The 24,749-nt window shown below is 41.4% G+C and carries 28 protein-coding genes and 1 riboswitch; of the genes, 9 read left to right on the top strand and 19 right to left on the bottom strand.

Annotated features, from left to right (window positions below):
- Positions 1 to 5 precede the first annotated feature (5 nt).
- The 8 genes from pta to yihA all read right to left on the bottom strand — a co-directional run bounded on the left by pta (position 6) and on the right by yihA (position 8,492).
- Positions 6 to 1,016: a phosphate acetyltransferase gene (pta, locus tag ACFO6W_RS16700; RefSeq protein WP_379998473.1), complete on the bottom strand. Its 1,011-nt coding sequence runs from the start codon at positions 1,014 to 1,016 to the stop codon at positions 6 to 8.
- A gap of 460 nt (positions 1,017 to 1,476) precedes the next feature.
- On the bottom strand, positions 1,477 to 2,028 hold the full coding sequence (locus ACFO6W_RS16695; protein ID WP_379998471.1) for a YcxB family protein: 552 nt from the start codon (positions 2,026 to 2,028) through the stop codon (positions 1,477 to 1,479).
- A gap of 57 nt (positions 2,029 to 2,085) precedes the next feature.
- On the bottom strand, positions 2,086 to 3,117 hold the full coding sequence (gene fbp / locus ACFO6W_RS16690; protein ID WP_379998469.1) for a class 1 fructose-bisphosphatase: 1,032 nt from the start codon (positions 3,115 to 3,117) through the stop codon (positions 2,086 to 2,088).
- 244 nt (positions 3,118 to 3,361) lie between these two features.
- On the bottom strand, positions 3,362 to 5,164 hold the full coding sequence (rpsA, locus tag ACFO6W_RS16685) for a 30S ribosomal protein S1 (RefSeq protein ID WP_379998503.1): 1,803 nt from the start codon (positions 5,162 to 5,164) through the stop codon (positions 3,362 to 3,364).
- Positions 5,165 to 5,353: 189 nt separating this feature from the next.
- Positions 5,354 to 6,391, bottom strand: coding sequence for an inorganic phosphate transporter (locus ACFO6W_RS16680; RefSeq protein WP_379998467.1), 1,038 nt, complete (start codon positions 6,389 to 6,391; stop codon positions 5,354 to 5,356).
- Positions 6,392 to 6,402: 11 nt separating this feature from the next.
- Positions 6,403 to 7,050 (bottom strand): DUF47 domain-containing protein, encoded by a 648-nt coding sequence (locus ACFO6W_RS16675; protein WP_379998465.1) that lies wholly within the window; start codon positions 7,048 to 7,050, stop codon positions 6,403 to 6,405.
- A 161-nt stretch (positions 7,051 to 7,211) separates the two neighbouring features.
- Complete coding sequence (locus tag ACFO6W_RS16670) at positions 7,212 to 7,856, bottom strand: carbohydrate-binding family 9-like protein (RefSeq protein ID WP_379998463.1); 645 nt, start codon at positions 7,854 to 7,856, stop codon at positions 7,212 to 7,214.
- A gap of 39 nt (positions 7,857 to 7,895) precedes the next feature.
- Positions 7,896 to 8,492, bottom strand: a complete 597-nt coding sequence (yihA, locus tag ACFO6W_RS16665; RefSeq protein WP_379998461.1) for a ribosome biogenesis GTP-binding protein YihA/YsxC — start codon at positions 8,490 to 8,492, stop codon at positions 7,896 to 7,898.
- Between the two features lie 111 nt (positions 8,493 to 8,603).
- On the opposite strand from yihA, the gene ACFO6W_RS16660 reads away from it, so the two are divergent.
- Both ACFO6W_RS16660 and ACFO6W_RS16655 read left to right on the top strand, forming a co-directional pair.
- The gene (locus ACFO6W_RS16660) at positions 8,604 to 9,023 is read left to right on the top strand and encodes a hypothetical protein (protein ID WP_379998459.1); all 420 of its coding nucleotides are present in this window, start codon (positions 8,604 to 8,606) and stop codon (positions 9,021 to 9,023) included.
- 3 nt (positions 9,024 to 9,026) lie between these two features.
- Positions 9,027 to 9,512, top strand: coding sequence for a GNAT family N-acetyltransferase (locus ACFO6W_RS16655; RefSeq protein WP_379998457.1), 486 nt, complete (start codon positions 9,027 to 9,029; stop codon positions 9,510 to 9,512).
- On the opposite strand, the gene ACFO6W_RS16650 is transcribed toward ACFO6W_RS16655, so the two are convergent.
- The 3 genes from ACFO6W_RS16650 to ACFO6W_RS16640 all read right to left on the bottom strand — a co-directional run bounded on the left by ACFO6W_RS16650 (position 9,507) and on the right by ACFO6W_RS16640 (position 11,963).
- The gene (locus ACFO6W_RS16650; RefSeq protein WP_379998455.1) at positions 9,507 to 10,772 is read right to left on the bottom strand and encodes an FtsX-like permease family protein; all 1,266 of its coding nucleotides are present in this window, start codon (positions 10,770 to 10,772) and stop codon (positions 9,507 to 9,509) included. The two genes, ACFO6W_RS16655 and ACFO6W_RS16650, sit on opposite strands and share 6 nt — an antisense overlap.
- A 97-nt stretch (positions 10,773 to 10,869) precedes the next feature.
- Positions 10,870 to 11,214: a 30S ribosome-binding factor RbfA gene (rbfA, locus tag ACFO6W_RS16645; RefSeq protein WP_379998453.1), complete on the bottom strand. Its 345-nt coding sequence runs from the start codon at positions 11,212 to 11,214 to the stop codon at positions 10,870 to 10,872.
- A 104-nt stretch (positions 11,215 to 11,318) separates the two neighbouring features.
- The gene (locus ACFO6W_RS16640; protein ID WP_379998451.1) at positions 11,319 to 11,963 is read right to left on the bottom strand and encodes an O-methyltransferase; all 645 of its coding nucleotides are present in this window, start codon (positions 11,961 to 11,963) and stop codon (positions 11,319 to 11,321) included.
- Positions 11,964 to 12,097: 134 nt separating this feature from the next.
- On the opposite strand from ACFO6W_RS16640, the gene ACFO6W_RS16635 reads away from it, so the two are divergent.
- A complete protein-coding gene (locus ACFO6W_RS16635; protein ID WP_379998449.1) occupies positions 12,098 to 12,451 on the top strand; it encodes a cupin domain-containing protein in 354 nt (117 codons plus the stop codon).
- A 220-nt stretch (positions 12,452 to 12,671) separates the two neighbouring features.
- Positions 12,672 to 13,757, top strand: coding sequence for a linear amide C-N hydrolase (locus tag ACFO6W_RS16630; RefSeq protein WP_379998501.1), 1,086 nt, complete (start codon positions 12,672 to 12,674; stop codon positions 13,755 to 13,757).
- Positions 13,758 to 13,852: 95 nt separating this feature from the next.
- Here ACFO6W_RS16630 and pyk read toward each other — a convergent pair whose 3' ends face one another.
- The 8 genes from pyk to ACFO6W_RS16590 form a co-directional block, all read right to left on the bottom strand.
- On the bottom strand, positions 13,853 to 15,319 hold the full coding sequence (pyk, locus tag ACFO6W_RS16625) for a pyruvate kinase (protein ID WP_379998447.1): 1,467 nt from the start codon (positions 15,317 to 15,319) through the stop codon (positions 13,853 to 13,855).
- Between the two features lie 49 nt (positions 15,320 to 15,368).
- Positions 15,369 to 15,797 carry a type II 3-dehydroquinate dehydratase gene (gene aroQ, locus ACFO6W_RS16620; RefSeq protein WP_379998445.1) on the bottom strand — a complete coding sequence of 143 codons (429 nt, stop codon included), beginning with the start codon at positions 15,795 to 15,797 and terminating at the stop codon, positions 15,369 to 15,371.
- 115 nt (positions 15,798 to 15,912) lie between these two features.
- Entirely contained in the window at positions 15,913 to 17,175 is a 1,263-nt protein-coding gene (locus ACFO6W_RS16615) for a PLP-dependent transferase (protein WP_379998443.1), read from the bottom strand.
- 108 nt (positions 17,176 to 17,283) lie between these two features.
- Positions 17,284 to 18,093, bottom strand: a complete 810-nt coding sequence (thiD, locus tag ACFO6W_RS16610; RefSeq protein ID WP_379998441.1) for a bifunctional hydroxymethylpyrimidine kinase/phosphomethylpyrimidine kinase — start codon at positions 18,091 to 18,093, stop codon at positions 17,284 to 17,286.
- A 98-nt stretch (positions 18,094 to 18,191) separates the two neighbouring features.
- On the bottom strand, positions 18,192 to 18,845 hold the full coding sequence (gene tenA, locus ACFO6W_RS16605; RefSeq protein WP_379998439.1) for a thiaminase II: 654 nt from the start codon (positions 18,843 to 18,845) through the stop codon (positions 18,192 to 18,194).
- Positions 18,842 to 19,486, bottom strand: a complete 645-nt coding sequence (gene thiE / locus ACFO6W_RS16600; protein WP_291107137.1) for a thiamine phosphate synthase — start codon at positions 19,484 to 19,486, stop codon at positions 18,842 to 18,844. The genes tenA and thiE overlap by 4 nt, the downstream gene beginning before the upstream one ends.
- Positions 19,487 to 19,488: 2 nt before the next feature.
- A complete protein-coding gene (gene thiM / locus ACFO6W_RS16595; RefSeq protein WP_379998436.1) occupies positions 19,489 to 20,286 on the bottom strand; it encodes a hydroxyethylthiazole kinase in 798 nt (265 codons plus the stop codon).
- A gap of 79 nt (positions 20,287 to 20,365) precedes the next feature.
- Positions 20,366 to 20,465: riboswitch (TPP riboswitch) on the bottom strand.
- Between the two features lie 309 nt (positions 20,466 to 20,774).
- On the bottom strand, positions 20,775 to 22,016 hold the full coding sequence (locus ACFO6W_RS16590; protein ID WP_379998434.1) for a peptidase associated/transthyretin-like domain-containing protein: 1,242 nt from the start codon (positions 22,014 to 22,016) through the stop codon (positions 20,775 to 20,777).
- Between the two features lie 157 nt (positions 22,017 to 22,173).
- Between ACFO6W_RS16590 and ACFO6W_RS16585 the strand changes: the two genes are divergently transcribed.
- From ACFO6W_RS16585 to ACFO6W_RS16565, 5 genes are all read left to right on the top strand, one after another.
- A complete protein-coding gene (locus tag ACFO6W_RS16585) occupies positions 22,174 to 22,830 on the top strand; it encodes a rhomboid family intramembrane serine protease (RefSeq protein ID WP_379998432.1) in 657 nt (218 codons plus the stop codon).
- A gap of 144 nt (positions 22,831 to 22,974) precedes the next feature.
- Positions 22,975 to 23,304 carry a hypothetical protein gene (locus tag ACFO6W_RS16580; RefSeq protein WP_379998430.1) on the top strand — a complete coding sequence of 110 codons (330 nt, stop codon included), beginning with the start codon at positions 22,975 to 22,977 and terminating at the stop codon, positions 23,302 to 23,304.
- 53 nt (positions 23,305 to 23,357) lie between these two features.
- Positions 23,358 to 24,032 (top strand): YiaD family glycine zipper/OmpA-like lipoprotein, encoded by a 675-nt coding sequence (locus tag ACFO6W_RS16575; protein ID WP_379998428.1) that lies wholly within the window; start codon positions 23,358 to 23,360, stop codon positions 24,030 to 24,032.
- A gap of 200 nt (positions 24,033 to 24,232) precedes the next feature.
- A complete protein-coding gene (locus ACFO6W_RS16570; RefSeq protein WP_291107119.1) occupies positions 24,233 to 24,481 on the top strand; it encodes a GlsB/YeaQ/YmgE family stress response membrane protein in 249 nt (82 codons plus the stop codon).
- A gap of 29 nt (positions 24,482 to 24,510) precedes the next feature.
- Entirely contained in the window at positions 24,511 to 24,735 is a 225-nt protein-coding gene (locus tag ACFO6W_RS16565; RefSeq protein ID WP_379998427.1) for a hypothetical protein, read from the top strand.
- The last annotated feature ends 14 nt before the right edge of the window (positions 24,736 to 24,749 follow it).

Below are 24,749 nucleotides of genomic sequence, written 5' to 3'. Positions count from 1 at the left end.
GATTGTTATTTATTTTTTGCCGCTATGGCCTGATTTGCCGCTATGGCTACCATATTATAAACATCGCTCACAGAACAGCCGCGCGAAAGGTCGTTTACCGGAGCTGCCATGCCTTGTAAGATAGGACCAACAGCTTCTGCATTGCCTAAACGCTGAACAAGTTTATATGCAATATTCCCTACCTCCAGCGAAGGAAAAACAAGCACATTTGCATGCCCCGCAACCTTACTATCCGGCGCTTTCTGCTGGCCTACAGACGGAACCAGAGCAGCATCTGCCTGTAATTCTCCGTCGATATTCATTGCAGGGTCAATTTTCTGCGCAAGCTGGGTTGCCTCTATCACCTTGTCAACCATAGGATGTTTCGCACTTCCTTTTGTAGAGAAACTCAATATAGCCACGTGCGGTTCTTCACCTACCAATGCACGAGCTGTGCGGCCTGTCGCAACTGCAATTTCTGCCAACTGGGACGCAGTAGGGTCAGGTGTAACAGCGCAATCCGCTACTACGAGCAATCCGTCTTTACCGTATTGTTTCTGAGTGGTAAACATTAAGAAGGCACCTGAAACAACGCTGATACCGGGTGCTGTCTTTATAATCTGAAGCGCAGGACGAAGCACGTCTCCTGTCGTATTTTGCGCGCCGGCTATCTCTCCATCGGCATCTCCGTTCTTTATCATCAGACAACCGATATACAATGGATCTTCGGCTAACTTAGCTGCTTGCCCGATTGTCATTCCCTTGGCCTTTCTCAATTCGAAAAGAAGATTCGTATAAGCCTCTTTTTTCTCATAGCTCTGAGGGTCAAGAATGGTTGCTTTACCTATATTTTTCAGGTTTAAACTCACAGCCAGGTCCTTAATCTCTTTTGTATCCCCTATAAGAATAATATCTGCAACTCCATCTGCAAGTAACTGGTCGGCAGCTGTAATAGTTCTCTCCTCTGTTCCTTCGGGAAGGACAATACGTTGTTTGTTTGCCTTGGCCCTTTCTACAATTTGTTTAATTAAGTCCATATAATAGATGTTTTTACTTGTGTTCTTGTGTAAGTAGTATATGCCGCCTTTTTATGCGTGCGCAAATATACTAAAAAATGCAATCTCCGGTTTGCATTTCCGAATAAAAATAATTGTTTTAAATGCAAAATATGCTAAAAAACAGCCTGATATCAACGCATAAAAAGTACCCGCCTGAATAAGCCTGAAATAAGCAATTAGCTATATGTGACTCTTTCAAAAAGGTAACATATGTTTCAGTCAACAGTTAGCAGTCAACATCTTGTATCCCGTATCTTGTCTACTCGTATCTTGTTTACTTGTAACTCGTAACTGCCCAAAGGGCGAAGTAACTCGTAACTGCTTTAATCAATACTTCAAAGAACTATCAGCTAACAACTAAAGGCTAATAGCTTATTATATAGATAAATCTTCCCAATAAATATAACATAAATGACTATAAGCATACAGTAAAAGTTTTCTATCGCCATTTCCAGTTCAGGTCTTCAACAAAAGATACGTGGCTATACTCATTATATCGCAACAGGTGTGTCCTCACCTCTTCCACATTATTTATCCGGTGTTTAGGGATTATAATAGTTACCTCATAGCTCATCGTAATAAAAAAGTAATATCCTGTTTCAATTATCGCATCCATATCATTTACGCTAAAATGACGATGGCCTTTCTTCGTCTCGAGTTCTATAACATCATTTCCGAACAAAAGTTTTGTATTGTAAGGAAAGTCAGCCCGTGAACTTTCAGATATATGCTTTCTGTACATCCGTTTATAAAACCATACCGACCACCATGGATAAATAGCAAAAAAGAAAACAGACGACCCCAGAAAAAAATAGGAGAGTAAACGATAGCCTTCATCGAAAAACAATAAAAGCCCACACAGGAACGACAGACCCATAATTTTGTATTTTTCTTTTTTACGCTGTTTTATTTGCATCTCATCCTTAGAGGCAAAATACATCTGTAGTTGCAGGAAGTCTTCCTCGTCAAAATCGTAGTTCAATTCTAGCATTGATAAGCTTTATAGAAAAACTCCCATTGTTCTATGATCTACAATGGGAGTTTTATATTATTGTTGTTTTTTCTCCTTTTCTTCCGACTGCGCGATAAAATCTTTCAATTTCTCCACCATATTTGCGCTTCCGCAATAAAACGGTGTACGCTGATGAAGTTCGGTAGGCTGCAACTCCAATATCCGGTTTACACCATCTGTCGCACTCCCTCCGGCCTGTTCGGTAATAAATGCCATAGGGTTACATTCATACAACAGTCTCAGTTTTCCTTTCGGTGACTTGTGAGTAGACGGATAAAAATAGATACCGCCTGTAATCAGATTACGGTGACAATCGGATACCAAACTGCCTATATACCGGGCAGAATAAGGCCGGTCTTCCTTTTCTTCCTGGCAATATTTAATATAATCTTTTACTCCCTGTGGAAAATGTACATAGTTCCCTTCGTTCACTGAATATATCTTAGCATTTTTAGGGCATCTCATATTCGGATGCGACAGGTAGAAACTGCCTATCGCCGGATTCAGCGTAAAGCCGTTTACCCCGCGTCCGGTTGTATATACTATCATGGTAGATGTACCGTACAGAATATATCCTGCCGCTACCTGGTTGACTCCCGGCTGGAGAAAATCTTCCATCGTTACGGGCGAACCTATCGGGGAAATACGCCGGTAGATAGAGAATATAGTGCCCACAGATACATTCACCTCTATATTGGAAGAGCCATCCAATGGGTCCATCAGTACCACATATTTATTGTTGTGCCCTTCGTCCAGTCCCTGTATGGTTATAAAATTATCATTCTCTTCCGAAGCGATACCACAAACAATCTCCCTGTTGACCAATGTTTGTATGAATACCTCATTGGCATATACATCCAGTTTTTTCTGCTCTTCACCTTGTACATTAACGTTACCGGCAGCACCGAGTATATCTACAAGCCCGGCTTTATTTACCTTATAGCTTACTACTCTGGCAGCAAGCAGAATGGAATTCAGAAGACGGGAAAGCTCTCCTGTAGAGTACCTGAAATCTTCTTGTCTCTCAATAATAAACTCGTCAAGAGTTTTTCTTGCGATATTCTTCATACTATTAAATGAGTTATGTTATTAATGCTTCAAAGATAGTGATTATTTACATTGTTCAGCGGGTTCCCCTATAAGGTTTATTTATTAATGAATAAATAGTTTCTATGCCGGATGTGATCAGATGCCCATTGCTTTTCCCTCTATTTCTTACGACTGATCCGCATAAGCAATACTATATAAACAAAAAGACAGGGGACGGCTTTTACAAGCCGTCCCCTATTCTATTATAAAAGATTTTCAATACTTATTTCGCATCGCTGCCACCAGAAAGTTTTTCTTTAAGAGCTGCCAGTTCTTCGATATCACCTAATGTGGTTTTTTCCATATTAGAAGATTGACTTACTGTTTCGTCTTTTTCTTTCTTCGCGGTTTTTCTGGCTTTCTTTTCAGCTGCTGCTTCTTTAGATTCCGGTCTTTCGTCTTCGAACACACGGCTATGAGAAACGATAATTCTCTTAGAGTCCTTGTTGAATTCGATTACCTTGAAGTCTAATTTCTCGTCTACTTTCGCTTGAGAACCATCTTCTTTTACTAAGTGTTTTGGAGTTGCGAAACCTTCTACACCATAAGGAAGAGAGATTACAGCGCCTTTATCAACCATTTCAACAACCGTACCTTCGTGTACCGAACCTACAGTAAAGATAGTTTCGAACACATCCCAAGGGTTTTCTTCCAGTTGTTTGTGACCAAGACTCAAACGACGGTTTTCCTTGTCTATTTCAAGCACCTGTACTTCGATATCAGCACCGATAGCAGTTACTTCGCTAGGGTGTTTGATCTTCTTGGTCCAGGAAAGGTCAGAGATATGGATAAGCCCGTCTACACCTTCTTCTATTTCAGCGAATACACCGAAATTAGTGAAGTTGCGGACTTTTGCAGTATGTTTGCTTCCCACAGGATATTTTTCTTCGATATTTTCCCATGGATCCGGTTTCAATTGTTTGATACCAAGAGACATCTTACGTTCGTCACGGTCAAGGGTAAGCACTACAGCTTCTACTTCATCACCAACTTTCATAAAGTCCTGTGCGCTGCGCAGGTGCTGCGCCCAGCTCATTTCTGAAACGTGGATCAGACCTTCTACGCCCGGAGCGATTTCGATAAATGCACCGTAATCAGCCATAACCACAACTCTACCTTTCACCTTATCACCAACTTTAAGTTCAGCGCTAAGAGCATCCCATGGATGAGGAGTAAGCTGTTTCAAGCCGAGAGCGATACGTTTTTTGTCATCGTCGAAGTCAAGGATAACAACGTTGATTTTCTCGTCCAGTTTAACCACTTCTTCCGGATGCTGAACACGTCCCCAAGAAAGGTCTGTAATGTGGATAAGTCCGTCTACGCCGCCAAGGTCGATAAATACACCATATGATGTGATGTTCTTAACTGTACCTTCAAGTACCTGACCTTTTTCAAGTTTCGAGATAATATCTTTCTTCTGTTGTTCAAGTTCAGCTTCGATAAGAGCTTTGTGAGAAACAACAACATTTTTGAATTCGTGGTTGATCTTAACAACTTTGAATTCCATTGTCTTACCAACGAATACATCGTAGTCGCGGATAGGCTTCACGTCGATCTGAGAACCCGGCAGGAATGCTTCGATACCGAATACGTCCACGATCATACCGCCCTTAGTACGGCATTTGATGTAACCTTTGATGATTTCATCTTTTTCAAGAGCCTCGTTAACACGATCCCAGGAACGTGTAGCACGTGCTTTCTTGTGGGAAAGGATAAGCTGTCCTTTTTTATCTTCCTGGCTTTCGATGTATACTTCTACTTCGTCACCAATTTTCAGATCAGGATTGTAACGGAATTCATTCATTGATACAACACCATCTGATTTGTAACCGATATTAACTACAACTTCACGTTTGTTCATAGCGGTTACCTTGCCCATTACCACTTCTTTGTCGTTTACTTTGTTCAGCGACTGGTCATAGGTTTCTACAAGTTCTTCTTTGCTCTTACCTGCATAAGAGTCTCCTTTTTCGTACGCATCCCAGTCAAAATCTGCAACCGGTTGTACATTTTTTAAATTGTCAATCATTCAAATCCGATCTGGCGCCTGTCCTGATCAGTATCATTAAAAAGTTAAACATTTTTTGCTTCGAAAAGCGGTGCAAAGATATTGTTTTTCAGAATATAAAGCAATTTTGAAATATATTTTAATAATCTTTTTTATTTATGGGCACTATCCACGCTTAATATCTTTGTGTCAAAGAAAGCCTGCTCATTATGCAATAAACAGCCCCAGCCCGTAATAAAACAGCATAGCCATAACCGCGCTTACAGGAATAGTCAGAATCCAGGCCACAAGCAAGTCTTTTGTCACTCCCCAGCGCACAGCTGAAAGGCGTTTTATGGAACCTACGCCGATAATGCTACCGGTGATTACATGTGTTGTACTTACTGGCACATGCAACACTTCGGTAATAAACAGTGTCAATGCACCTGCCGACTGGGCACAAAAACCTTCTATGGGTGTAATTTTGGTAATACGGTTACCCATTGTTTTCATTATCTTCCATCCTCCGCACATGGTACCGACTGCTATTGCCGTAAAACAAGCCAATGGCACCCAATCGTGCATATCGGCCATTGAATCCATCTGCAGCCATGGATGTACATCGGCATTCGTTTGGGTAAATGCGATCAGGGCAGCGGCAATGATACCCATCACTTTCTGCGAATCATTGAGACCGTGTCCTATACTAAGCAACGCGGATGATATAAGTTGCAGCCTTTTAAACCAGCGGTCGGCTTTGTTCGGTTTAACCTTTTTCACGAGATGAAGTGTCAGCAATGTAATAAAGTTACCGCCAACCATACCTATCAGCGGAGCTACAACAATAAACAATGCTATAACGCCTATCACTCCTGCATGCACAGCCTGAAAACCCGAGGCGGCAATACCGGCTCCGGCGAATCCGCCGATAAGCGTATGAGATGAAGACGAAGGGATACCCAGCCACCATGTAATCAGATTCCATGTGATAGCAGCCACCAGTCCCGCAATAATAACATGCGAAGGATTGGCTATAAAACTCATATCCACGGTTTTGGAAACGGTATCGGCAATACCGAAACCTCCGATAATGAATTTGGCTATAAAATAAGCGACAAAGTTGAAGAATGCAGCCCAGATAACGGCTTGGGTAGGAGTAAGAACTTTTGTGGATACGACTGTAGCTATTGAGTTAGCCGCGTCATGAAATCCATTGATAAAATCGAAAATAATGGCTAAAACAATAATTATTATCAGTAATGTCATTTCTACGTTGGTTATGAGTACTTAACAATCATTGTCTTTATAATCTTCCCGACAGCTTCAGAGGCATCTGTAGCCCGCTCCAGTTCGTGGAGGATATCTTTAAGTTTTATAACTTCGATGGCGTCCGTTTCATTCTCAAACAGGTCGATAAGGAAATGCTCATACACATCATCCGCCTTTTTCTCAATAACGCCTAATTGTTCGCAATATTCTTTAATCTTGGTCGTACTCTTCTTCAGGATATCCAGCTCATCAATCGCCTGAACCAGGAAACCCGCAGATTCGCGCACAAACATGGCTAGACGGATTGCGGCTTCGGGCATTACTTTCGGGCTGTAAAGCATAATGCGTTTAGCACAACTGTTGATCAAATCAGTCACATCATCCATTGTTGACGAAAGATGGTTGATATCTTCCCTGTCGAACGGAGTGATAAACGTTTCATTCAACTCTTCAAAAATTTTGTTTTGGATAGCGTCTGCCTTGCGTTCCTGTTCTTTGATTTTCTTGTAGTATTCTACAGCATCATTGTGGTTAGTTACTTGAACACATTCGATAATCAGGTCAGATGCAACCAGAATTATCTGAGCCATCTCGCTCATTAGCGGAAAGAACTTGTTTTCTTTAGGTTTAAACCTATCGAAGAAATTATTTTTCATAAAAATTTAAATATATCCATATTTGAAAAGGATTGCAAGAAAAATGCAACACCAAACGCCTGCAAAGATAAAAAAAAATCTATTCTGCGAAAGCTTTTTTAACATAAAAATAAAAACGATATCTACCTCTGAATTTGGCGGTTAGCCCTATTTATATATTTTCATTCAAATTGTATATCCCCGAAATATAAAGGCATGTGAAAATTTGGAGTTTCTGTCCCTACCGGATTCCATGAAAGAAAGTGCGGGAGAGTCAGATTATCTCCGCATTTATAAAAATTCCCACGCGCTTTTACACCGCTGAATGTCTCCAATCCGGATTGCCAATAGACCGAAACCGGAACAACGACCAACATATTCCACTTAAAATCTCCCCGCCTCTTTCCGAAGGGCTCCGTACCCAGGCTCGGATACCGTTTTACCGAAGATAATAATGCCGGGGCAGCATGTACAGGATCGGCCTTGCCTTTCCTGTACCCTAAGAGCACTTTGCCGATACAGGACATTTCCAGATTGTAATAATGGAGAGAGTCCCCGAATGATATGAAAAACTCAACGCATGAATCTTTCCAGACAGGACCGTTATCTTCACTCGCTTCAGCCAGAATTTCACTTTCTTCCACAAAGAATTGCAGGAACAGGTGTGTTCCGTTATGAGCTATCCTGAAAGCAGTTTTCGGCTTGGACGGATAAAGTTCCGGCCAATTTACGCAGGATATCTCATGTTCGGGAACTTCCTGCATGCATTCTGTTATATTTGCACAATTACTGGCATCTGCCACATCAATCAACGGAACAAACAGCATATGGTATTCGATTTAGATTTTATATAATTATCTTATCTTTTATAAACTTTTGTTTATCTGCTCAATATATCCCAATATCTCATCTACTCCCAGCCTATGCTCGGCAGATGAATAAAATACAGGGGGGATTTCTTCCCATGTTTCTTTCAGCCTATCTGTATATGCTTCTGAATTTTTCTTCAAGGCGCCTTTGCTCAATTTATCTATTTTCGTGAACACAATAGCAAAAGGCACACCTTCTTCTCCCAGCCAGTTCATAAATTCGATATCTATCTGCTGCGGCTCGTGACGGCAGTCCAACAATAGGAACAAGCAGGTTAGCTCTGCCCTGTTTACGATATAACTGTCTATGATTTTCCTGATTTGTTCTCGTCCTTCTTTCCCCCGCTGGGCATAACCGTACCCGGGCAAATCGACCAGATACCACTCATTATTGATTATGAAATGATTTATCAATTGTGTTTTCCCCGGCTTGGAGGAAGTCATAGCAAGACCTTTCCTGTTTGTCAGCATATTAATAAGTGAAGATTTACCGACATTGGAGCGCCCGATAAAGGCATATTCGGGTTTCCCATCCTGAGGACATTTGCGGTAATCGGTATTACTTATTACAAACTGAGCATCTTTTATAATCATTATCTTATTCTCTTTTATGAAGTAGAACTACAAAAATAGTCTAAAAATATGAATATCTTTGCTTTCTGAACATAACATCTTATATATTGGTTTAACATAAAACATAAAATCATGACAGCAAAGAAAGTCATCATAACAATCGCGGTCATCATTGTGGCCGGCTTTCTCATTTTCGGATATGTCTGGTACTTTGTTCCTTTCAGCGACTCGGGTGTGAAAGCCGGCATACTGAATAATGTAAAGCACAAGGGTATTATTTTCAAAACATATGAAGGAGAGCTTATACAATCCGGATTCGGTCAAGGTATGCAAGGACTTCAATCCAACGAATTCCAATTTTCGATAGACGATAAAGGCCTGGCTATAAAACTGATGGGCATGAGCGGACAAAACGTAAAACTCCACTACAAAGAATATTACGGCAGACTGCCCTGGCGTGGCTACTCAAAATTTGTTGTCGACAGCATCGTTTCCGCAGATCCTGTAATACCAGATCAGTCAAATGAAATTCCACCTCTTGTAACTCAATAATTTATGATAAGAGACGTAACCCCGGACGACGCAAAAAAAATTGCGGAGATTTACAATTATTATATAGAAAAGACCATTGTTACTTTTGAGTATGATATGGTAAGCGAACAGACAATAAAGGACCGTATAAAAAAAGTAAAAGATAAGAACTTCCCTTATTTTGTCTATGAACAAGACGGCATTGTTGTCGGCTATGCGTATCTTAGCAACTGGCGCGAACGGGCCGCATACGATATAACCTTGGAAACCAGTGTATATCTCGACCACAAAGCAACCGGGAACGGAATCGGCAGTATCCTTTATCAGGAACTGATAGACAGGGCGCGTAAGATAAATCTCCATTCCCTGATAGGAGTCATATCCCTGCCAAATCCCGAAAGCCGGAAACTGCACCGGAAATTTAATTTCGAACTGATAGGAAATTTTAAGGAATCGGGAATAAAATTCGGGAAATTGATCGACGTGGAATTCTGGCAACTCATATTATAAACGTTTGCGCAGATTATTCACGGGATAAACCACTGCAAGAAGGCTTATCAGGCTTACTGTGACAAATATGAGCAGGACATCCAAAGGTTCCACTACTACCGGATAAGCATCCATAACGAATGTCCCGGGTGTAGAGCCAAGTTGTAGCAGCCCGAAATGTTGCTGCAACAGGCAGATTATAAGGCCCAATATTATCCCGGCAATCGTACCCACAAAGGTTATCAGACAACCCTCGAACAGAAAAACTTTCAGTATAAGTTTATTATCAGCTCCTAAGTTTTTCAGGATTCTTATATCTTCATTCTTTTCTATAATAAGTATCGTCAATGATCCTACGATATTAAAAACCGCAATCACCAATATTATAGCCAGTATAAGGAAAGTAACCCATTTCTCAATGCTTACCATACGAAACAGGTCCTCCTGTTGTTCGAAGCGGTTTTTAACAAGATAATCATTACCTAAAATGGACTTGATTTTAGCCTGGACCTTATCTGCTTCGGCTGCATTTTTCAGCTTTATATCAATAGAAGACACTTCGGTCTCATACCTCAACAGTTCGCGTGCAAGGTCTATGGATACAATCATCATCTGATCGTCATACTTTGCCTGATTCAAGGCAAATACCCCGCTGATAAACACACTGCCACGATCGAATGCCGTAGATGGGTTGGCCGGATTAACTCTTACGTTCCTCTTAGGCACATAAATCTCCACGGGATCGACAAAGTTGGCACGTACACCGAGAAACATCGCGAGTCCGGCCCCTATTACTCCGTTATCTATATGCCACTCGGTCAAAGAATCGGGTTCCATGCTCCCAGCCGTACCGGAAGCATCTTCCCGCAATAAGAAACGGCCGTCTATAATAAGCTTGTCTATGTTCGCGATATTTTCGAACTTCTTCGATACCCCCTTTAGTATGATAGGTTCCTGACGATCCCCGTTTTTCAACAGGGCGTTCTCTTCGAGCGTTTCGGATGTAAACGCTATTTCGTCTATCTTTTTCACTTCCCCGATCTGAGGATTGGCCGGATTAAACACCTTGCCTTGCGCAGGGGTAATTTGCAGTTCGGGATCAAACGCACTGAATGTCTGGGATACCACCCCGGTGAACCCGTTAAATACAGAAAGGACACAAACCAAAGCCGTTGTTGCCAAAGCTATCCCGAACACCGATATCATGGATATGATATTGATGGCATTATGCGACTTTTTGGCGAAAAGATAACGCCGGGCTATGTGAAACGAAAGGTTCAAGTTCTATTCTTCCTTTTTAAGGTCGCAGACCGATTTATTACTTTTTATCTGCAACAATAATAGTCGGTTTAAGGGATGTTGCATTAAATTCTTTCTTTTACTTATTATCTGAGTTCAGCAGTTTATCTATATTCTCCAGATAATCGAGCGAATCGTCCAGATAAAAGCTCAATTCGGGAATCACGCGTAACTGTTTGCCAACCTTCTGGCCTAAATCGAAACGCAAAGCCTTTACATTCGTCTTGATATTAGCAAGCAGATCTTTCGCCTGTCCGGATGGAAAAATGCTCAGATATACTTTTGCCAATCCCAGATCGGGGCTGACACGCACCGTGCTCACAGAAACGAGTACACCCCGCATCTGCTGAGTCTGTTTCCTGAATATTTCACTTAGTTCCTTCTGAATAAGGCGGTTTATTTTTTGCTGTCTGGTAGTATCCATGTTATATTATTTTGGGTACAAAGGTAATACTTTTCAGTTAACAGTAATCAGTTAACAGTTAACAATGGTTATCCTTTATTCTGCAAAGATAAAATACCGACCGGCTATTTTTTCCAGATCAATGTCAACCCATCCCGTACAGGCAGAATAACTTTCTCCACCCTTTCATCTTCAGCAAGCATATCATTAAAAGCCTGTATTCCGATAGTCTGCTTATCTGACTGCTTCGGAGTCTCCAGCACATGCCCGTCCCACAGGGTATTATCGGCTATAATAAGCCCACCCGGACGTACTTTATCGAAGATGAGATTATAATATTCTATATAGTGGCGCTTATTGGCGTCTATAAACACCATATCGAATATGCGGTCTATATTGGGGATAATCTCCATCGCATCACCTATATGCAGATGTATCTTATCTTTCAACTTTGTCTTATGAAGGTATTTCATGATGAAATCTTCCAGTTCGTCATTTACTTCAATAGTATGGATTTCCGCATCATCGGCGGCGCCCTCTGCCATACAAAGGGTTGCATAAGCTGTATATGTGCCTATCTCCAGGATATATTGCGGCTGCATGATCCGGCAAAACATATTCAACATCCTCCCTTGCAAATGCCCCGACAGCATACGCGGCTTTAACAGATTTACATGTGCATCCCTGTTGAGCTGTTTCAACAAATCCCCTTCATCATCTATATGGGAGAGAATATAATTTTCAATGGCTTCGTTTTTGTCTAATGACATTGTTTATTACGATAAAATTAGGTAATCTAACACAGGTTAAAGATAATCATTTCGTAATTATTTTCAGAAAACAACAATACTTTCCAATATATTTCTTAATTTTAAGACATTACACCTTTAAAATCTATAGAAGTATGAGCAGAGTGATAGATAAAAATTCGGCGCCTCATTATTTCTGGGGCGACAAATGTAGTAGTTGGATTCTCATGAACAGGGATTCTTTATCGGTGAAAATTGAAACCATGCCCGCCGGAACACGGGAGACTTTGCACTTCCATACCTCCTCACGGCAATTCTTCTTTGTACTGAAAGGTCCGGCAATCTTTCACATAGACGGTAAAAAAGTTACGGTAAAAGATCAGCAAGGTATTCTGATAGAACCTATGATGAAGCATTATATTGCAAATGAAACATCGGGGCCGATAGATTTTATACTCGTATCCCAACCGGACAATGACACGACTAACGACAGAACGGACGTGGAATAAAATATAAAAAGGATGCCTGATCAGGCATCCTTTTTATTCTAACGAACTCATTAGCCCACAAACAACTACCATCATCCCAAAAATTGTCTTTTATTATATCTACATAAGGGAGGGGATGCCATGAGGATGTGTTGCTAATTACTGAACTTATCTTTCCGGCCATTCGTTAATTGTATATATGTTATTTGTTAATTAAAAAATAATGAACATGAAATCAAAAATGCCCGTTATGCTGCTGATTATTGCCACTTCATTTATTTGTCCACTTCCAACGGAATCATGCACTGGCATAACTTTGAAAAGTAAAGCAGAAACTACTATTGTTGCGCGCACTATAGAATGGGGCGGAAGCAATCTGAACAGTCAGTATGTTATTGTACCCAGAGGGCATACCAAACAATCATATATCCCCGGAGGAATCGGCGGCATGTCTTTTACATCCCGTTATGGATATGTGGGCCTGGCTGTCGAACAAAAAGATTTTGTAGCCGAGGGGTTAAATGAAATGGGACTTTCGGCCGGACTATTCTATTTTCCCAACTACGGAAAATATGAAAACTATGATACTGCAAAAAAAGAAAAGAGCATAGCTGACTTACAACTCGTATCCTGGCTGCTAGGTGAATGCAAAACAGTAGACGAAGTAAAAGAAGCCGTGAAAAAAGTATGCATCATAAGTATCGACCCACGAGCCTCAACTATTCACTGGAGATTTACCGATACATCGGGACGCCAACTTGTGCTTGAAATTATAAATGGTACTCCTCTGTTTTACGAAAATAAACTGGGGGTACTTACAAACTCTCCGGGTTTCGAGTGGCATATGACGAATCTCAATAATTATGTTAACCTTTTTACGGGTACAGCTCCTGCAAAACACCTGGGAAGTACAGAATTAATATCTTTTGGCACAGGAAGCGGCTTTCTGGGTATGCCCGGAGATATAACGTCTCCATCCCGGTTTGTCCGTGCTGCTTTTTATCAGACGTCAGCGCCACAACAAAATACCTCTCTGAAGACTGTTCTCCAATGTTTTCAAATATTAAATAATTTTGATATACCGGTAGGAATAGAATTTCCGATAGGGGAAGTACCCTCCGATATACCCAGCGCCACACAATGGACTTCAGCTACCGATATGGAGCACCGCATTATTTACTTCCGCACCATGTATAACAGTACTATCAGAAGTATCGATCTGAACACTATTGACTTTTCCAATGTCCTATATAAGGCAACACCAATGGATATTATAATGCAGCAACCTGTAGATGTAATAAATATAAATCAGAAAACGGACATATAATAAAAAAGGATGCTTGAACAAGCATCCTTTTTGTTTCAGTAAAGCGACAAATCAAAACGTATCATTCACGGCTCATCGCTTATAACTCTTACACCTTAATCTACCGGCACTTCGAAAGCGTCGCCTGCATCTACTACACGGCCAACACCATTGATTTCAAGGAAAGAAGTTCCTTTACCTTCTCCGAATGAACCGCTAAGGTAAGCAACCTGGTCATCTTTCTTAACCAGCCCTTTGTCTAACATAGAGTTAAGAGCCTTCAGGAAATATTGTTTATGTTGGTGAGTTGTAAACCCTGTCGATTCCTGATAGCTTGCCTGTATCCCGTAGCATACTGAAAGCTGGCGGGCAACTTCGTTGCTGCAGCAAACAGCGTAAACAGGACATTTACTGCGGAATGCAGCGATCGTACGGGCTGTACGGCCGGTATAGCTATCTGTGATAATGGCAGCCAGACCCAGCTGAGTTGCGGCTTTTACAGCTTGTTTTGCAAGGAATGATGTAGTATCATATTCCTCATCCTTAAACGGAACCGGAATAACTTTTTCGTCCAGTTTAGATTGCTCTGTAGTAGCACATATCTGAGCCATTGTACGAACAGCTTCCAACGGATATTTACCGTAAGCGGTTTCACCGCTCAACATCACTGCATCCGTTCCGTAATATACCGCATTGGCGATGTCTGTTACTTCGGCACGTGTAGGACGTGGATTCTCTATCATTGTGTGCAACATCTGGGTTGCTACGATAACCGGTTTCTTATACTCAATAGACTTACGGATAAGCAAACGCTGGATTGCCGGAATTTTTTCCTGTGGTACTTCGATACCAAGGTCACCGCGCGCAACCATCACGCCATATGCCGTTTCAAAGATTTCGTCGATATTGTCAACACCTTCCTGATTTTCGATTTTAGCGATAATCTTGATCGGGCTGTTATATTCGTCAAGGATTTTTTGTACATCCAGAACGTCTTGCTTGTTTCTTACGAATGAGTGAGCGATAAAATCCGCTTTGTTTTCGATCGCGATTTCGATACTTCTTTTATCTTTAGCCGTGATAGAAGGAAGGTTTACACTAACTCCCGGTATATTTACACTCTTGCGGTTGCCGATAGTTCCATCGTTCTGAATTTCACAAAGAAGGTAATCAGCCGTTTTATCTATCACTTTCATTGCAGTTTCACCATCGTCAACGAGAAGAACGCTACCTACAGGCACATCCTGTACGATACTTGGATAAGAAACACCGATTTGCTCTTGTGTGGAAAGGAAATCCAAATCTCCGACAACTTTAATTTTATCGCCTGTTTTTACAATGATCTTTTCTCCCGACGCATTTTTAGCTGTACGTATTTCCGGACCTTTAGTATCCATCATGATACCAATGTAAGGAGATACTGCGCGTACATTTGTCATTACTTGAATAAAGCCTTCTTCAGTCATATGGGCCGAATTCATTCTAACAACGTTGATTCCGGCGTCGTACAACGACTTGATGAAATCAACATCACAACGCATGTCTGAAATTGTAGCTACAATTTTCGTTTTCTTCTGAGTCATAAATGCAATTTAATTAAATGTATATAGTTCTTTTTTTGTTCTAATCTTCTCAGGCCTTTTTTACCTTTCGAAAAAAGTCTATTGCAAGTTCGTATGAGAATAGTCCCAAGCCGGCTATCGATCCTTTACATGCTGCCGCAATCATTGATTTGTGCCGGAATTCCTCCCGTGTGTGGATATTGGATATATGCACCTCCACCACCGGAGTATTCACCGCCTTGATAGCATCATGAAGGGCAACGGATGTATGCGTATAAGCTCCCGCATTCAATATGATTCCGTCAAATGAAAAGCCTGCCTCATGTATTTTATCGATCAGCGCCCCTTCGTGGTTCGATTGAAAATACGACAGTTCGCAGTCCGTGCAGGTTTGTTGTAATTGAGAAAAGTATGTTTCGAAAGAAGTATTCCCGTAAACATCCGGTTCCCTTTTACCCAACAAATTCAAATTTGGCCCGTTTATTATCAGTATCTTCATTTTTATCAGCTATTTAGCGCCGAATTCAGCTATTTTATTTGTTTAGAGGACAAAAGTACTACTTTTCTTTGAAACAAGTGACTAATATTTTACAATTAACGTAAAATTACAATCATTACTTCAAATCCTTCAGCGCCTGTATAATATCAGCCTGTAAATCTGAAACGTCTTCCAAACCGACCGACAGACGCATCAGATTATTTTCTATCCCCATCACTTCTTTCAGTTCCGGCGAAAACGTACCGTAAATAGTGGATTCGGGATGGATTATCAATGTTTTGTTGTCAAACAGGTTCGTTGCACGGCGGATAATTTGCAGCCTGTCCATAAATTTATAGCATGCTTCTTTGCTCTCAAGGCTGAAAGTAAGCATTGCCCCCGGATTCCCGCTAAACAGGTCATCCGATATTTTCTTATATGGCGAACTCTCCAGCTTCGGATAGCCCACTTTCACCACTTCCTTTTGGCCGGAGAGGAACTGAGCCAGCTCGTACGCAGAAGCAGATACCCTTTCGTAGCGCAATTGCAGTGACTCCATACCTAAAGCCTGTAAGTAAGCAGCCTCAGGGTCCATCGCCGCACCTATATTACGGGCTATCTCACGCTTTAGTTTAAAAGAGAACTGTGACATACCGCCTTTATGAGCTACGGCAGCCAACCGTTTATTGTGTGCCCAGTCGAATGTACCGTAGTCGAGGATGGCTCCGCCTATAGTAGTAGCGCCTCCGGATATATATTTTGTAGTCGATACCACTTCTATATCCACCCCCGCTTTGCGGGCATCGAAACCACACCACGGGATGATGGTAGTATCTACGATCATTGGCACATTGCGCCCCTTCAGCACCTTCGATATTCCGGGCAGATCGGCTATTTCCAAATGTGGGTTCGTTATCAGTTCGCAGAAGAAGGCACAGGTATTTTCATCAATAGCTGAGGCTATTTCTTCGATATTATCGGTATTCACAAAACGTACTTCGACACCAAAGGCAGCAAGTGTAAATTTGAATAACGAGAAAGTATTACCGAACAGATGCGGCGAAGTCACAATATTGCTTCCGGCATAAGCTATTGTAAGAAATGTATTGGATATAGCCGCCATACCGGAAGCTACCACCATCACGTTCTCAGCGCCGGATGCCGCTTTCATCTTACGTTCGAGATTTTCGACCGAAGGGTTCGTTATCCGGGTATAGGTATGGGATGCCACTTCTTCTTTATACTGAAATGCAGCAGCAATACTTTCCGAATCGGAAAACTCAAAGGCTGCATTACGGTAGACAGGCATCGCTATAGCCCCGTGTACATCCTGTTTGTTAAACTTTTCGCTGATAATGCGGGTAGAGAATTTCTTGTTTTGAGAGTCGTTTTGAGCCATTGTCTATGACATTTGAAAAATTAAAGCCCAAAGGTAAAAAAGTATTAGGAAATTATTATTACAATACGATGAAATATAATAGTAAATACCATAAATATGGCAGAGGCACTACTCCCAGAAATCGAAGAAATGATGGACAGGCCCGTGCCCCTTCCCTATTTCATAACCGGCTCCGGCGGTGATCGCCTTATTTATATAATCTTTTGCATGCTTTACCGCACCGGTCAGGGACAATCCCCGGGCCAGGAACGCGGCTACGGCAGAAGAGAATGTACAACCCGTCCCATGCGTATTCTTTGTATGGATACGCTGCGAACTCAGTTCTATTATTTCATTTGTTTCAGCATTGTAGAAGACATCCGTCAGTTTGTCCCCGGTCAGATGCCCGGCCTTCAGCAACACGGACACCCTGTTCCCAAAGGAAAGGTCTTTAATGACTTTTGGCAGCTCCTCCTGACTCCTGATCTTTTTCCCCAATAAGATTTCAGCTTCAGGAATATTCGGGGTAATAACCCTGACAAAAGGTATGAGTTCGCTTTTCAATGTTTCAATAGCCTCGTCCTGTAAAAGTTTATCGCCCGATGTGGCAACCATTACAGGGTCGAGAACAATATTCTTTATACTGTACCGCGACAATGTATCCTTTACAGCGAGTATGAGCTCCGAAGAGTGGAGCATTCCTATCTTTATCGCGTCCGCCCCGATATCATCCAATACCGATTTAATCTGTCCCGATACAAACGGGACGGGGATAGGATGCACATCCGTTACACCTATTGTATTTTCATCTACTACAGCCACAATCACCGTTGCCCCGTAGCAACCGCAAGCCGAAAATGTTTTCAGGTCGGCCTGTATCCCTGCTCCCCCGCTGGGATCACTTCCCGCAATGGTAAGCGCAATTTTATAGTGTTTCATAATGAGTTCCTCCAACCTCCCCTAAGGGGAGACTTAATCAGTGTATTTAATTCTGTATTTTTATATTTACTTACCCCCTCCTCCGGGGGACAGGGGACTTACACAGGCCATTTCTCCAATCGCCATGCACTGTCCCAGAATATCCATTCCATTCTGGAGCACATTACATACGCATCGGTCATCGCCTGCTGTTGTTCCGAGGTACATCTATCCGCGAGTTCGTCACAAATGGAAATAGCAGTTTTTACCGACTGTTCGAATTCTTCCCCGCCATATGTATTTATCCATTTCTGATATGGATTCCCGCCCATAGTCTGGTGTTCGAGGATATAATCCCCCACTTCTTTGTAAATCCAAAAGCAAGGTAATACAGCCGCGGCAATTACTTCCACAGGAGCATTTGCCAGTTGCCTCAAAAGGAATGAAGTATATAGCAAACAACCCGGAGAAGGCACCGGTTTGGATGTGGAAGATATTTTACTGACGAAGCTTTCGTGCAGCGCTTTTTCTACAGCTATACTATCTCCGGCAAAATGAATAAATGCTTCGATATGTTCGGGACGACTAAGCTTTGAGGCCAACCCGGTCAATACTTTTCCATATTCGGCCAAATATAGCGCATCCTGTTGGATATAGAACATGAATTTTTCATTATCCAGTGTGCCATCTATCAATCCCCGAATAAAGGGTTGCTCTAATATTTTTTCGTATATGGGTTTAGCTTTATCCCATGCCTGTTTACTCCATTTCATAACTTTGTATTTTTTGATCTGTTTACGATTTCTTTTAGCTGACGGGCTGATTGCCGCGGATCAGGAGCCGACATAATAGCCGACACTACCGATATTCCATTCGCGCCTGCCTGTATTATATCCTGCGCATTCGTCTGGTTGATGCCTCCTATTCCCACACCGGGATGTCCGGATATGCGGGTTATTTCACGTATTCCTTCCAGACCCAAAGCTGTCGCGGTATCGGTTTTGGTTAGCGTACTGAAAACAGGAGAAATCCCGATATAATCTACGTCCAGATTATTGGCTTCGATTGCATCTTCGACACTTTCCACTGACAGGCCGATAATCTTATCTTTGCCCAGCAGTTTACGGGCAACGGTATATGGCATGTCCTTCTGTCCTATGTGCAAACCTTCAGCATCGCAGGCCAAAGCAATATCCAGCCGGTCATTTATAATAAGAGGTACATTGCAAGGTTTCAATATTGACTTCAATCTCATCGCCATATTATAAAAATCCTGTGTAGAAGCATCCTTTTCCCTCAGTTGCACCATCGTCACCCCACCTTTGACAGCTTCCTCAACAACCGTCTCCAACGGTCGACCAAGTGAAAGCGAACGGTCGGTAACCAGATACAGGCTCAAATCGAATGACAACATAATTACGATTGCTTTATATTATTCCTTATGGCAGCCTCATCAAGATTGTAAAGCTCATCCAAAAAATTGACCTGCAAACTTCCGTTTCCGGAAGACTTACAGGCGGCAATTTCTCCGGCAACACCCATAACAGCCATACCATGTGTGGCGGCTTCCAGCATATCGCCATTGATTGCGGCAAAGGCCGCGACAACCGCCGTAGCCGTACAACCCATCCCCGTAACACGGGCCATCATCGGATTACCATTTTCTACGGTGCGGGTATTCTCTCCATCGGTAATATAATCTGTCTGTCCACTGACAACGACTACCGCACCTGTTTGCCGGGCCAGAGCCTTAGCCGAATCGAGCGCAGAATCCGAAGAATCGGTACTGTCAACACCTTTAGTCTGTACATTGGCATTCCATAAAGCCATTATTTCGGAGGCGTTTCCCCGTATAACTGAAGGTTTACACTCTTCAATTATCTGTTTACATACTTTTGTCCTGTATGAGGTTGCTCCTGCTCCTACCGGGTCGAAAACGATGGGAGTATTCTTTTTTAACGCTGTCTTACCTGCTGTTAGCATGGCCTTCACCCATTCAGGCTCAAGAGTTCCGATATTTATTACTAAAGCAGATGCTATACTTGCCATTTCGGCAACTTCTTCGAGCGAATGCGCCATAACAGGAGACGCACCTATTGCCAGCAGGCCGTTAGCTGTATTGTTCATCACCACATAATTTGTGATGTTATGAATCAAAGGGGATTTACTTCTGACAGTATTTAAATCCCTCACTAATTTTTGAATATCAATCATATCCGGAAATATTAAAATAAAAAGCCGCTTCGAATAGTACGAAACGGCTTATAGATATATATTTGTTATTAACTGCTAATCTAAAATACGACCGTTTTCCTACGATGCCCATTACAGCATATCAGGTTCAAGGGTTTAATCTCAGCTCTTTTAAAAAAAGAACACCCCTAACAGTGACATGCAAACTTAACGAAAATTATTGGAGAAACAAGTCGTATTTTCAAAGAAGTTTATCTATATAATAAGCTATTAGCCTTTAGCTGTTAGCTTATAGTTCTTTGAAGTATTGATTAAAGCAGTTACGAGTTACTTCGCCCTGCGGGCAGTTACGAGTTACAAGTTAGTTCACTGTTTACTGTTCCCTGAAACAAGTGTTACCTTTGTTACCTTTTGCGCCTTAGCGTCTCTGCGTGAAATACTGTTTACTGCTAACTGTTTACTGTTAACTGATATATCTGTTACGTTTTGTTTTTCTTTTTATTTACAGGCTATATAAAGATTAGCAAAGCTGCTAATGGTATCAGCATAACGGACTTTCCCAGATAGAACGATACACCCTTTGCTTTTCTAGGAGAGTTGTCACCTAAAGAAAGTTCTCCGGTAAAACTGTAATTATTCCAACCGGAATTGGAATTATGATTGAAAGTCCAGAAGTCATCCTGAGTAGAATCAGGAAAATAGAACAGTTCCTGGCAGTATCCGCTCAATTTCCTTCTCTTTATTTTTATTTTATCAACAGTGCCTATACAATTAACCTCACAGTGGTAAACTATATCTTCTTCCTGTCCAAATTCGTTCACCGCCCTGAATTTATAATAAGTATAGCAATCTTTCATGTAGTATTTGCCATTGCTGGCTTTTGCAAATTCGAAACGCCCTACTTTCCTCAGTATCCGGACCATCTTTCCCAGATATCTTTTTGCAGGTTGCGAGGCCAGGATAGAATCGACCGATTCTATCTCCATCGACTTAATAGTCATATCGCTTTTATTGATCCGCACCTCTCCATTCGCCCAGCCTTCTTTCCCGGCCAGAGGTTCTATATTCAGTATGATGAGAGAACTGTCGGATGTATATGTACGTGTTGTTTCATTGTTAATACTTTTACCGAACGAGAGCAGGTGCGAAGCATGATACTCGGCCCCGTAAAGTTCTGACGTAGGAGTTACGGATTTTTGCAGCCGCCTGATATCTACGATATTGTATGTATAAGGTATCCGCTCCTTTTTTAAGGACTTCTTCAATATTTTTTCATCCAGAATGGTTGTGTATTTGAGGTATATCTCGTTTTGGAGGGTGTCGGTAGTTTTTGTTTGCAGGAAATGTAACAAGTATCCGATGGAGTGGTCTGTGACCAGATTCCTTTTGGTATTGAGCATCACTTCCTCCAGCAACATATCGGCATCATACGGGTTGATAACAACCGGATTGAGGGAGACCGGATTGAGTTCCATCATAACAGTCGGCTGTTGGCGCAGAGCAGACTTCAATACTGATCTGGATTTGTAGCCGATGGATTGAAAGTAGATGACATCCTCGCTGGTTGCGGGTATAGAGAATTGTCCGCCGGCATTGGTATATGCATATTCTTTCGATGAGGTTCCGTATTGGACAATAACGTCCGGAACAGGCTTCTTTGTATCCTTATCCACAACAATGCCTTTGATGGGTGCTTGCGCAAAGGTATGTATGCATAGAAACAAGAGGGGAAGAATGATGGCTCTTTTCATCTGTTCGCTATTTAGGTTGTTATCAGATAAACGTTATTAAGCGATATTTATTGAGGTATTCTGTGACAAAAATCAAATTTATATCTTTCGGAATCAAAATCAACAACTATATGCTCTTTTTTATACCTTTGCTCAGAATATTTAAAATTGACGATACATGGCATTCAATATTGCGGATATACTACCTATCATTATCATAGTGCTCACAGTGCTTACCAGTATCAAGGGGTTTAATGACATGGCCTTCTTCGACAGATATAAATTCCAGGTGGGAGCTATATTGGGAAAATCGAAGCAGTGGGACCGGTTATTGACTTCAGCAACATTGCATGGCGATTATATGCATCTCATTTTTAACATGATGACTTTATATTTCTTCTCCGGTGTAATCATACAATCTCTGGGTATCTGGCAATATCTGACAATTTACTTCTTATCCATCATAGGAGGAGGCCTGTTGTCTTTGTGGGTTCACCGTAAGGAATATTATTACAGCGCCATCGGGGCTTCGGGTGGAGCCGTAGGTGTCCTATTCGCCGCTATCGCTTTGTTTCCGGATATGACGCTCGGTGTGATGTTCATCCTCCCCATGAAAGGATGGCTTTTCGGCATACTCTATCTCGGATATTCCATATACGCGATGCAGACACGACAAGGGAATATCGGACATGACGCACATCTCGGAGGTGCGGCTGTAGGGCTTATCCTCGCTGTGGTTTTTGCACCGGTAATACTCCAGATCCATACATTATATATCGGAATAATGATACTGCCGTTGATTATTTTGGCATATCTTGTTTTAAAAAAGAAATAAATTGTATATTTGCTACGTTTTTTAACACAAACAGAATGACAACTCAAACTGTCTTAGTCTGTAAAAACTATTTCGTTCATTGAACATAGCACTTATTACTTTGTTATAAGTTATACATATATTTGTAAGTAAAAAGCAACAATAATGAACAGCGAGAAAGACCTTATACAGTACGACGAAGATGATGCGGTAAAGTTTATACAGAACTATCTTCCCCAGGAAATGAAAGGAAAATATACGAACGATGAGATAAATTATATCATCGATATAGTGTATGACTTCTATGATGAAAAAGGATTTATGAATGATGAAACCGATGAAGAATCGGTAGTAGACATCGATGAAGATGAAATTGTCGCCTACGTCCTGAAATATACAAAGAAGGATAAAGTGAATAATTTCGCGGAAGATGAAATAGCCTTTATCATACAGGGAGAACTTGCTTATTGCGATTCTATCGGAATATTTGAATAGAGAAAATATCACAAACAAAAAGTATACAAATAATTATTAAAATTTTATCAATTATGAAACAGTTTTCAATTCTTGCAGCAATATTTATGAGTTGCGCAGTTATATTTTCTAGTTGTGGAGCTAGTGATACAGTAAAAGGCGGTGGTATCGGAGCAGGTGCAGGCGGAGCTCTTGGTGCTGGCATCGGAGCCATTATCGGTGGCGGCAAAGGTGCTGCATGGGGAGCAGGTATCGGAGCTGTAGTCGGAGGTACTGCAGGTGCTGTTATCGGGAACAAAATGGAAAAACAAAAGAAAGAATTGGAACAAATCAATGGAGCCCAGGTTGAGTCTATCAATGACGGGCAGGCTATCAAAGTTACTTTCGAATCAGGAATCTTGTTCGCTACTAACTCTAGCACACTGAATTCCGCTTCTCAAAGTGCATTGACAAGTTTTGCAACATCCTTGAAAAACAACCCTGATACAGATGTTCAGATATACGGTCACACCGATAACACCGGTAGTGATGCCATAAACAATCCATTGTCTGAAAAACGTGCACAATCGGTTTACAATTTCCTTCAATCTAAAGGAGTTTCAGGCAGCCGTATGGTATCCCAAGGGTTCGGTTCCACCCAGCCTGTTGCCGACAATAGCACTGTTACAGGAAGAAGCCAGAACCGTCGCGTTGAAATCTACATCCTTCCTAATGAGAAGATGATCAAAGACGCAGAACAAGGAAAATAAAAGCGTTGAAATTATAAGTAAGGAAGAGGGTTGTTCGTAAGGATAGCCCTCTTTCTTATATAGCCGGATTTTCTATATATTAAAAACAACAGAGAACTTTTTTAACATTCCGTATGTTATATAAATGATTGCTTTTGTAAAAGCAACTAACTGCAGGAGATTGAAGACTTCACAATATTAACAAGTAAATATAAGAAAATATGGGATTTATATGGTCAATCATAATCGGTATACTAGCCGGGTTCATAGCCGGTAAAATAATGAAAGGTAGTGGTTTTGGTCTTATCCTTAACCTTATAGTCGGAGTCGTCGGAGGATTGCTCGGAGGATGGATATTTACGTTGCTTGGTCTGGGTGTAAATGGTATTATAGGTAATCTGGTAATGTCCACAATCGGCGCTATTGTGCTGCTTTGGATAATATCCCTGTTTAGCCGGAAGAAAGAATAGAATTACTAATTGATAAAAGACGGATAATTATGAAGAAAGTATTGATAGGAGCAGCCCTGGGGGCAGCAGCAATTTACGCAGTAAGCAGACTGTATAAGCAAGGTAAATTAGACGGGTTTTGCGACGATATGAATAAATTTGCCAGCAAAGCAAAACGGAACCTGAAAAATGTTGCCGATGTAGGTAAGAATCAGGTAGAATACATCAAAGACCGCGTTGAATATGAATTAAATAACGCAAAAGAGAGTAAATAATACGCAGATAAGAA

This window comes from Dysgonomonas termitidis (assembly GCF_042654545.1).
Classification (GTDB): domain Bacteria; phylum Bacteroidota; class Bacteroidia; order Bacteroidales; family Dysgonomonadaceae; genus Dysgonomonas; species Dysgonomonas termitidis.
The sequence above is the reverse complement of the archived record's forward strand: the minus strand, read 5'-3'. Positions and strand labels throughout refer to the sequence as shown.

What these genes read in the sequence shown, in the direction of transcription:
- fbp (WP_379998469.1), bottom strand. Translation starts at nt 3,117, where the DNA reads ATGAAGAATATCGCAAGAAAAACTCTTGACGAGTTTATTATTGAGAGA.
- ACFO6W_RS16585 (WP_379998432.1), top strand. Translation starts at nt 22,174, where the DNA reads ATGGCATTCAATATTGCGGATATACTACCTATCATTATCATAGTGCTC.
- ACFO6W_RS16675 (WP_379998465.1), bottom strand. Translation starts at nt 7,050, where the DNA reads ATGAAAAATAATTTCTTCGATAGGTTTAAACCTAAAGAAAACAAGTTC.
- pta (WP_379998473.1), bottom strand. Translation starts at nt 1,016, where the DNA reads ATGGACTTAATTAAACAAATTGTAGAAAGGGCCAAGGCAAACAAACAA.
- ACFO6W_RS16660 (WP_379998459.1), top strand. Translation starts at nt 8,604, where the DNA reads ATGACAGCAAAGAAAGTCATCATAACAATCGCGGTCATCATTGTGGCC.
- ACFO6W_RS16635 (WP_379998449.1), top strand. Translation starts at nt 12,098, where the DNA reads ATGAGCAGAGTGATAGATAAAAATTCGGCGCCTCATTATTTCTGGGGC.
- ACFO6W_RS16615 (WP_379998443.1), bottom strand. Translation starts at nt 17,175, where the DNA reads ATGGCTCAAAACGACTCTCAAAACAAGAAATTCTCTACCCGCATTATC.
- ACFO6W_RS16580 (WP_379998430.1), top strand. Translation starts at nt 22,975, where the DNA reads ATGAACAGCGAGAAAGACCTTATACAGTACGACGAAGATGATGCGGTA.
- thiM (WP_379998436.1), bottom strand. Translation starts at nt 20,286, where the DNA reads ATGATTGATATTCAAAAATTAGTGAGGGATTTAAATACTGTCAGAAGT.
- ACFO6W_RS16590 (WP_379998434.1), bottom strand. Translation starts at nt 22,016, where the DNA reads ATGAAAAGAGCCATCATTCTTCCCCTCTTGTTTCTATGCATACATACC.
- ACFO6W_RS16680 (WP_379998467.1), bottom strand. Translation starts at nt 6,391, where the DNA reads ATGACATTACTGATAATAATTATTGTTTTAGCCATTATTTTCGATTTT.
- thiD (WP_379998441.1), bottom strand. Translation starts at nt 18,093, where the DNA reads ATGAAACACTATAAAATTGCGCTTACCATTGCGGGAAGTGATCCCAGC.
- pyk (WP_379998447.1), bottom strand. Translation starts at nt 15,319, where the DNA reads ATGACTCAGAAGAAAACGAAAATTGTAGCTACAATTTCAGACATGCGT.
- ACFO6W_RS16695 (WP_379998471.1), bottom strand. Translation starts at nt 2,028, where the DNA reads ATGCTAGAATTGAACTACGATTTTGACGAGGAAGACTTCCTGCAACTA.
- ACFO6W_RS16670 (WP_379998463.1), bottom strand. Translation starts at nt 7,856, where the DNA reads ATGCTGTTTGTTCCGTTGATTGATGTGGCAGATGCCAGTAATTGTGCA.
- ACFO6W_RS16575 (WP_379998428.1), top strand. Translation starts at nt 23,358, where the DNA reads ATGAAACAGTTTTCAATTCTTGCAGCAATATTTATGAGTTGCGCAGTT.
- rbfA (WP_379998453.1), bottom strand. Translation starts at nt 11,214, where the DNA reads ATGGATACTACCAGACAGCAAAAAATAAACCGCCTTATTCAGAAGGAA.
- thiE (WP_291107137.1), bottom strand. Translation starts at nt 19,486, where the DNA reads ATGTTGTCATTCGATTTGAGCCTGTATCTGGTTACCGACCGTTCGCTT.
- ACFO6W_RS16630 (WP_379998501.1), top strand. Translation starts at nt 12,672, where the DNA reads ATGCCCGTTATGCTGCTGATTATTGCCACTTCATTTATTTGTCCACTT.
- aroQ (WP_379998445.1), bottom strand. Translation starts at nt 15,797, where the DNA reads ATGAAGATACTGATAATAAACGGGCCAAATTTGAATTTGTTGGGTAAA.
- ACFO6W_RS16640 (WP_379998451.1), bottom strand. Translation starts at nt 11,963, where the DNA reads ATGTCATTAGACAAAAACGAAGCCATTGAAAATTATATTCTCTCCCAT.
- yihA (WP_379998461.1), bottom strand. Translation starts at nt 8,492, where the DNA reads ATGATTATAAAAGATGCTCAGTTTGTAATAAGTAATACCGATTACCGC.
- ACFO6W_RS16570 (WP_291107119.1), top strand. Translation starts at nt 24,233, where the DNA reads ATGGGATTTATATGGTCAATCATAATCGGTATACTAGCCGGGTTCATA.
- ACFO6W_RS16565 (WP_379998427.1), top strand. Translation starts at nt 24,511, where the DNA reads ATGAAGAAAGTATTGATAGGAGCAGCCCTGGGGGCAGCAGCAATTTAC.
- tenA (WP_379998439.1), bottom strand. Translation starts at nt 18,845, where the DNA reads ATGAAATGGAGTAAACAGGCATGGGATAAAGCTAAACCCATATACGAA.
- ACFO6W_RS16655 (WP_379998457.1), top strand. Translation starts at nt 9,027, where the DNA reads ATGATAAGAGACGTAACCCCGGACGACGCAAAAAAAATTGCGGAGATT.